This window comes from Streptomyces sp. NPDC059788, assembly GCF_042732265.1.
Taxonomy (GTDB): domain Bacteria; phylum Actinomycetota; class Actinomycetes; order Streptomycetales; family Streptomycetaceae; genus Streptomyces.
On record NZ_JBHWHY010000102.1, the window covers coordinates 1 to 8845 of the forward strand.

Genomic DNA, 8845 nt, shown 5'->3' on the forward strand with positions numbered 1-8845 from the left:
CCCCCATCAACTGGACCACCCTCCTCGAAGAACCCGCCCACCACTCCCGGCACATCGACCTCCCCACCTACGCCTTCCAACACGAGCGCTACTGGCCGAAGACGTCCGAGGCGCTCGTACCGTCCGAGGTGACCCCGGGCGCGGGTGGCACCGCCGAGGCCCGCTTCTGGGCCGCGGTCGAGGAGGGCGACCTTCGGGAGATCGCCGATGCGCTGGCGGTCGACGAGCGGCGTCCGTTCCACGAGGTGCTGCCCGCCCTGGCGACGTGGCGGCGGCGCCAGCAGGACGACGCGGCGATCGCGGACTGGCGGTACCGCGTCTCGTGGGTCGCGGTCCCGGAGCCGGGAACGGCGGTGCTGTCCGGCACGTGGCTGCTCGTCGCCCCGACCGGTCACGCGGAAGCCGACGCGGACGGGCACATGAAGTCGGCCGAACACGTGAAGTTGGCTGGGCACACGGTGTCGATGGGGGCCACGGAGTCGATCGGGGCCGCGGAATCGGCCCCCTCCGCTCCCCATGGCACGGACGCGCACCTCCTCCGAGCCGCCCTGACCGATCGCGGCGCCGACACCCTCCTCATCGAGGCCGCCCCGGAAGAGACCCACCGCGCCTCACTCGCCGCACGCATCGCCCAGGCCCTGCCGGAGGACGCGCGGATAGCCGGTGTCGTGTCGCTGCTCGCGCTGGACGAGGCACCGCTGGCGGACGCCCCCTCGGTGAGCCGGGGCCTGGCGGGCACGCTGGGGCTCGTCCAGGCGCTCGGCGACGCGGGCGTCACCGCCCCGCTGTGGGCCGTCACGCGAGGGGCCGTGGCCACCGGGGCCGCCGAGGCGCCGACCAGCCCCGTACAGGCGCAGGTCTGGGGCCTGGGCCGGGTGGCCGGCCTCGAACACCCGGACCGTTGGGGCGGTGTGATCGACCTGCCGCAGGCCTGGGACGACCGCACGGCCGCTCGTTTCTGCGCGCTGCTGGCCGGGAGCGGCGAGGAGGACCAGCTCGCGCTGCGCCCGTCCGGGATCATGGCCCGCCGACTGGCGCGGATGGCCGTCCACTCGGCCGACCGGCGCGAGGGGTGGACACCGCGCGGCACCGCGCTGGTCACCGGCGGTACGGGCGCGATCGGCGGGCGCGTCGGCCGGTGGCTGGCCGGGCGTGGCGCCGAGCGCGTCGTACTGACCAGCCGGTCCGGCCCGGCAGCGGCGGGAGTCGCGGCTCTGGCCGCCGACCTGGCCGCGGCCGGCTCCGCGGTGGAGGTGCTGTCCTGCGACATCGCGCACCGCGCCGAAGCCGCGCACCTCGTCGGCCGGATCGCCGCGGACGGCCCGCCGCTGACCGCGGTGGTCCACGCGGCGGGCGTGGGACAGGGCGGCCCGCTGGCGGACACCACCGTGCCGGAGCTGGTCGCGGCGGCGGAGGCCAAGACCGCCGGTGCGCTCTGGCTGGACGAGCTGACCGCGGACCTCGACCTCGACGCGTTCGTGCTGTTCTCCTCGGTCTCCGCGACGTGGGGCAGCCGGCTGCAGCCGGGCTACGCGGCCGGCAACGCGTTCCTGGACGCGCTGGCGGAGCACCGGCGGGCCCGCGGGCTGGCGGCGACGTCGGTGGCCTGGGGGCTGTGGGGCGGCGGCGGTATGGGCGCCGGGGAGGCCGGTACGCAGTTGCAGCGGTACGGGCTGCGGGTGATGGACCCGGACCGGGCGATCCAGGCGCTGGCGCAGGCCGTCGACGGCGGCGCGGCGACGGTGACGGTCGCGGCCGTCGACTGGGAGCGGTTCGTACCGACCTTCACCCTGCGCCGCCCCAGCCCGCTGATCGCCGCGCTGCCCGAAGTGCGGGCGCTCCTCGCCCGTACCGAAGCGGGCGGCGAAGCATCCGCACCGGAGTCGCAGGGCCGGTCGGAGCAGTGGGAGCAGCGGCTGACGGGCAGGTCCCGCGCCGAACAGGAACGGCTGCTGACCGACCTGGTGCGCGCCGAGGCCGCCGCCGTACTGGGCCATTCCTCCGCCGGCGCGGTGCAGCCGGAGCGGGCCTTCAGGGACCTGGGTTTCGATTCGCTGACCGCCGTCGAACTCCGTAACCGGCTCGGCACCGCCACCGGCGCGAAACTGCCCGCCACCCTCGTGTTCGACTATCCGACCTCGGCCGTTCTCGCCGGGTACCTGCGCACGGAAATCCTCCAGGACGGTACGGCGAACACGGCACCCGCCTTCGCCGAACTCGACCGGCTCGAAACCGCGCTCTCGGAAATACCGGACGACAGCGACGCACGCGCGGACATCACTCTTCGCCTGCAAACCATGCTGTCGAAATGGCTGGAAAGCCGGGCCGCCGACGATGACGACGGGCCGGCCGTTTCCAGCCGCCTGGAGGCGGCGTCGGCCGACGAGGTCCTCAGCTTCATCAACGAGGAGCTGGGCCTGTCTTGATTCATCGTTCACTTCTTGATTCGCGTCCTGGACCAGGTCCTGATCCGCGTCCTGATTCATGCTTCGCCAACTCGTCGCGTTCCGGCAAGGGGAGGGTCTCCAATGGCAGATGATCAGCAGCTTCTGAGCTACCTGAAGAAGGTGGCGGCTGATCTGTACGAGACCCGTGAACGCCTGCGTCAGGTGGAGTCGGGCGAACAGGAGCCCCTGGCCGTCGTGGGCATGGGCTGCCGGTTTCCCGGCGGCGCCAACAGCCCGGAACAGCTGTGGGAACTCCTGGCCGCGGGCACGGACGCGATAGCGGAATTCCCGCAGGACCGCGGCTGGGACGCTTTCGAGGAGTCCTACGAGGCGAGCCTCGGCGGGACCGGGGTGCCGTATGCGCGCCTGGGCGGATTCGTCTACGACGCGGCGGACTTCGACGCGGGCTTCTTCGGCATCAGTCCGCGTGAGGCGCTGGCGATGGACCCGCAGCAGCGGATGCTGCTGGAGGTCTCCTGGGAGGCCCTGGAGCGGGCGGGCATCGACCCGGCGTCGCTGCGCGGTTCCCCGACCGGGGTGTTCGTGGGCGCGTCGGCATCCGGGTACGGAGTCGGTACGAGCCTGAAGGCACAGCTGGACGCGCACCTCGCGACGGGCACCGCGGTCAGCGTGCTGTCGGGCCGGGTGTCGTACACGCTCGGCCTGGAGGGCCCGGCGGTGACGGTGGACACGGCGTGCTCGTCCTCGCTGGTGGCACTGCACCAGGCGTGCCAGGCGCTGCGCGCCGGTGAGTGCACGATGGCCCTGGCCGGCGGCGTGGCGATACTGGGCATCCCGGATGCGTTCATGGAGTTCTCCCGGCAGGGAGGACTGTCCGCGGACGGCCGGTGCAAGGCGTTCTCGGCGGACGCGGACGGCATCGGCTGGGGCGAGGGCGCCGGCATCGTCGTACTGGAACGCCTGTCGGACGCGCGGCGCAACGGGCACGAGATCCTGGCGGTGATCCGGGGCAGCGCCGTCAACCAGGACGGCGCCAGCAACGGCCTGTCCGCCCCGAACGGCCCGTCCCAGCAGCGCGTCATCCGCGCCGCACTGGCCAACGCCCGTCTGACGGCGGGCGAGGTGGACGCCGTGGAAGCACACGGCACCGGTACGACCCTGGGCGACCCGATCGAGGCCCAGGCGCTGCTGGCGACGTACGGCCAGGAGCGGCCCGAGGACCGGCCGGTGTGGCTGGGTTCCCTCAAGTCGAACATCGGCCATCCGCAGACAGCGGCGGGTGTGGCGGGCGTGATGAAGATGGTGCTGGCGCTGCGCCACGGCGTCCTGCCGCGCACCCTGCACGCCGACGAGCCGTCGCCGCACGTGGACTGGTCGGCGGGCGCGGTACGCCTGCTGGCGGAGGCGCGGCCGTGGCCGGCGGGCGACCGCCCGCGCCGGGCCGGCGTTTCGGCGTTCGGTATCAGCGGCACCAATGTGCACCTCATCGTCGAGGAGGCTCCTGCCGCGGATGAGGACGGCAGGGCTGTTGCTGACGGCGATGGCAATGGGCAGGACGTCGGTGTCGGCACTGACAGCGGGCGTACGGGCGAGGCGGTTGTCGAGCCCGGAGCACTGGCGTGGCTGGTGTCGGGCCGGTCGGCGGAGGGACTGGCGGCGCAGGCGGGGCGGTTGCGGGAGTTCGCGCTGAGCCGTACGGAGCTGGGTGCGGCGGATGTGGCGTGGTCGTTGGTGACCTCTCGTGCCACGTTCGAGCACCGGGCCGTGGTGACGGGCGCGGACCGTGAGGGCCTGGTGGCCGGGCTGGCCGCGGTGGCCACGGGGCAGCCCGCTGCGGGCGTGGTGTCCGGTACGGCTGCGGCTGGTGGCGGCGGGGCCGGGACCGGGCCGACGGTGTTCGTCTTCCCGGGGCAGGGGAGTCAGTGGCTGGGGATGGGGCGCGAACTGCGCCAGTCATCACCGGTGTTCGCGGCGCGGCTGGCGGAGTGCGGCGAGGCGCTGTCCCCGTACGTGGACTGGTCGCTGGACGAGGTGTTGGCGGGTGCGCCGGGCGCGCCCGCGCTGGAGACCGCGGACGTGGTGCAGCCCGCGCTGTGGGCGGTGATGGTCTCGCTGGCCGCCGTATGGCAGGCGGCGGGCGTGCAGCCGGACGCCGTGGTCGGCCACTCGCAGGGCGAGATCGCCGCGGCGTGCGTCGCCGGTGCGCTGTCGCTGGAGGACGGCGCCCGCGTCGTGGCCCTGCGCTCCCGCGCCCTGACCGCGCTCGCCGGTCGCGGCGGCATGCTGTCGGTGGCCGAGCCGGCCGCTCGGGTACGGGACCGGCTCGCCGCGTGGGGCGAGCGCGCGTCCGTGGCGGCGGTCAACGGCCCGTCCGCCACGGTCGTCTCCGGCACCCCCGAGGCGCTGGAGGAACTGGCCGCGGCGTGCGAGGCGGACGGCGTCCGCGCCCGCATGATCCCGGTGGATTACGCCTCCCACAGCGCCCAGGTGGACGCCCTGGAGCAGGAGATCCTCGACGCTCTGGCGGGCATCGCGCCCAGCGAGGCCGCGATTCCCATGATCTCCTCCATGAGCGGGGAGATGCTCGCCGGCCCGGAGCTGGACCCGTCCTACTGGTACGCCAGCCTGCGCGCGCCCGTGGAGTTCGACCGGGCCGTCCGTCTCCTGGCCGAGGACGGGCACCGGGCGTTCATCGAGGTGTCCCCGCATCCGGTACTGACCGCGGCGATCACCGACACCGTCGAGGACGTCACACAGGCCGCAGGACAGGACGAGGCCGGCAGGCCTTCCCCGATCGCGCTCGGCACGCTGCGACGTGACGACGGCGGCGCGGACCGCCTCCTCGCCTCGCTGGCCGAGGCGCACGTGCACGGCATCGGCGTGGACTGGACGGCGCTGCTGGAGCCCGCACAGCGCGTCGACCTGCCCACGTACACCTTCCAGCGTCGGCGCTTCTGGCCACAGCCCGCGGCGCCGCACGCCCCCGCCACGGACGCGGACGGCGGCACGGGGACGGCCGCGGAGGCCGAGTTCTGGGCCGCGGTGGACGGCGGCAGCCTGCGGGAACTGGCCGAGACGCTGGCGATCGACGAGCAGCGCCCCTTCAGCGAGGCGCTGCCCGCGCTGGCGTCGTGGCGGCGCCGGGAGCGCGACGACTCGGCGGTGACGGACTGGCGGTACCGCGTCTCGTGGTCTCCGGTGACCGGTCCCCGGGCGGGGAGTTTGCCGGGGGCCTGGCTGCTCGTGATCCCGGCCGGGAATGCGGACGCGTCATTGGCGGACGGGTGCCTGCGGGCGCTGGCCGACCATGGCGCCGAGGTGGTCGTGGTCGAGGTCGGTCCGGGCGAGGTGGACCGCGCGACGCTGGCTGCGCGTGTGACCGAGAGCCTCTCCGAAGGCGCGCAGGTGTCGGGTGTGGTGTCGCTGCTGGCGTTGGACGAGGCGACGTCGGCCGATGCGCCGATGGTGAGCCGGGGCTTGGCCGGCACGCTGGGTCTGGTGCAGGCGCTGGGCGACGCGGGTCTCGCGGCGCCGCTGTGGGTGTTGACGCAGGGCGCGGTCGCGACCGGCTCGGGCGAGGCGCTGACCAGCCCCGTGCAGGCGCAGGTCTGGGGCCTGGGCCGGGTCGTCGGTCTCGAACACCCCGACCGCTGGGGCGGCCTGATCGATCTGCCGCCGGCCTGGGACGACCGGATCGCCGGCCTCTTCTGCGCGGCGCTCGCCGACGGTTCGGAGGACCAGGTCGCGCTGCGCCCGGCAGGCGTCATGGCCCGCCGCCTCGTACGGGCCGCGCCGCGCGGGAGCCGGCGCGAGGCCTGGGTGCCGCGCGGGACGGCGCTGGTCACGGGCGGTACGGGCGCGGTCGGTGTGCACGTCGGGACGTGGCTCGCCGAGCGGGGCGCGGAACGCGTCGTACTGACCAGCCGGTCCGGCCCGGCCGCCGCGGGCGTCGCGGCGCTGACCGCCGAACTGGCGGCATCCGGGGCCCACGTGGACGTGGTGTCGTGCGACATCGCCCAACGGCCCGAAGTGGCCGCACTCCTGGACCGTATCGCCGCGGACGGGCCGCCGCTGCGCGCGGTGCTGCACGCCGCCAACGCCGTCGACCTCGCACGGCTGGAGCACACCGATGTGGCGGGACTGGAACTCGCGTTGGGTGCGAAGGCGGCCGGTGCGGTGTGGCTGGACGAGCTGACGGCCGGCCTCGATCTGGACGCGTTCGTGCTGTTCTCGTCGATCGCGGCGACGTGGGGCAGCAATGAGCATGGTGCGTACGCGGCGGGCAACGCTTTCCTGGACGCGCTGGCGGAGGAGCGCCGGGCGCGTGGTCTGGTGGCCTCGTCGGTGGCGTGGGGTGTGTGGGACACACGTGATTGGGACGCCGTGAACGCGGTGGTGGAGCACGGGCCGGGCAGTGTGACGCCGGCGCGGCTGCTGCGGCAGGGCATGAACTTCCTGGAGCCGGGGCGGGCGCTGGCCGCGCTGGGTCAGGTGGTGGCGGACGGTGAAACGTTCCTGGCCGTGGCGGACGTGGACTGGGCGCGGTTCGCGCCGGTGTTCTGCGCGGCGCGGCCCCGGCCGTTGCTGGACCGGATCGCGGAGGCGCGGCCCGAGTCGGAGACGGTGTCGTCAGCCGAAGCGGCGGCAGCAGGAGGCGCGGGGGCGGCCGGGGAGTTGGCCCAGCGGCTCTCGGCGCTGCCCTCGGCGGAGCGTGAGCGGCTGGTCACCGATGTGGTGCGGACGCACGCGGCCGCGGTGCTCGGGCACGGGACGCCGGACGAGGTCCCGGCCGGCCGGGCTTTCCGCGAGCTGGGCTTCGACTCGCTGACCGCGGTGGAACTGCGCGGACGCCTGAACGCCGCGACCGGGCTGCAACTGCCCTCGACGGTGGTGTTCGACTACCCGTCCCCGGCCGTGATGGCCCGGCAGATCATCAGCGAGGTGCTGGGAGACGCGGCGACGGACGCGAACTCCTCCGCGAACCCCGCGGCTTCGGTACCGGCGTCGACGGGCGACCTGGCCGAGCCGATCGCGATTGTGGGTATGGGCTGCCGGTATCCGGGTGGTGTGGATGGTCCGGAGCGGTTGTGGGAGTTGCTGTCCGCTGGTGGGGATGCGATTTCCGGTTTTCCGACGGACCGTGGCTGGGATGTGGAGGGTCTGTTCGACCCGGACCCCGACAACCCGGGGACGTCGTATGTCCAGGAGGGTGGCTTCCTTCAGGGGGCGGCGGATTTCGATCCGCGGTTCTTCGGGATCAGTCCGCGTGAGGCGCTGGCGATGGACCCGCAGCAGCGGCTGCTGCTGGAGATCTCGTGGGAGGCGATCGAGCGGGCCGGCATCGACCCGGAGTCCCTGCGCGGCTCCCTGACCGGCGTCTTCGCCGGCGCCGCGGCGTCCGGGTACGGACAGAACGGCTCCGGGGCGCAGGACTCGGAAACGCACATGGCCACCGCGAACGTGACCAGCGTGATCTCCGGCCGGGTGTCGTACGCGCTGGGCCTGGAGGGCCCGGCGGTGACGGTGGACACCGCGTGCTCGTCCTCGCTGGTGGCGCTGCATCTGGCATGCCAGTCCCTGCGGGCGGGCGAGAGCACCATGGCGCTGGCCGGCGGCGTGACCGTCATCACCGACCCGACCGAGTTCGTGGGCTTCTCACGGCAGCGGGCACTGGCCGCGGACGGCCGGTGCAAGGCCTTCTCGGACGAGGCCGACGGCATGGGCCTGGCCGAGGGCGCGGGTGTTCTGGTGGTGGAGCGGCTGTCGGACGCGCGGCGCAATGGGCATGAGGTGCTGGCGGTGATCCGGGGCAGCGCGGTGAACCAGGACGGTGCGTCGAACGGCCTGACGGCGCCGAACGGCCCGTCCCAGCAGCGGGTGATCCGGGCTGCGTTGGCGAATGCGCAGTTGTCGGCGGGTGACGTCGATGTGGTGGAGGCGCACGGGACCGGCACCAAGCTGGGTGACCCGATCGAGGCGCAGGCGTTGCTCGCCACGTACGGGCAGGACCGGCCGGAGGGCCGGGAAGTGTGGCTGGGGTCGGTGAAGTCGAACATCGGTCATACGCAGACGGCCGCGGGTGTCGCCGGTGTGATGAAGATGGTCTTGGCGTTGCGTCATGGCGTGTTGCCGCGGACGTTGCATGCGGAGGTTCCGTCGTCGCATGTGGATTGGTCGGCGGGTGCGGTGCGGTTGTTGGGTGAGTCGGTGCCGTGGGTGGCGGGTGAGCGGTTGCGGCGTGCAGGTGTGTCGGCGTTCGGGATCAGTGGGACCAATGCGCATGTGGTGTTGGAGGAGGCTCCTTCGGAGGTTGGGGAGTTGGCTGCTGGTGGTGGTGGTGGCCGGTCGGTGTTGTCGGGTGTGGGGGTGGTGCCGTGGTTGGTGTCGGGGCGTGATGGTGCGGGGTTGGTGGGGCAGGCGGGGCGGTTGAGGGAGTC

The 8845-nt window shown here is 73.6% G+C and carries 2 protein-coding genes; both read left to right on the top strand.

Annotated elements, in window-relative coordinates; all coding sequences use genetic code 11:
• Positions 1–2426, top strand: a 2426-nt coding sequence (locus tag ACFV57_RS42350; RefSeq protein WP_385244541.1) for an SDR family NAD(P)-dependent oxidoreductase, incomplete at its 5' end; no start/stop codon positions are given.
• Between the two features lie 102 nt (positions 2427–2528).
• Positions 2529–8845 (top strand): type I polyketide synthase (locus ACFV57_RS42355; RefSeq protein ID WP_385244543.1); only part of this gene is annotated, 6317 nt, incomplete at its 3' end.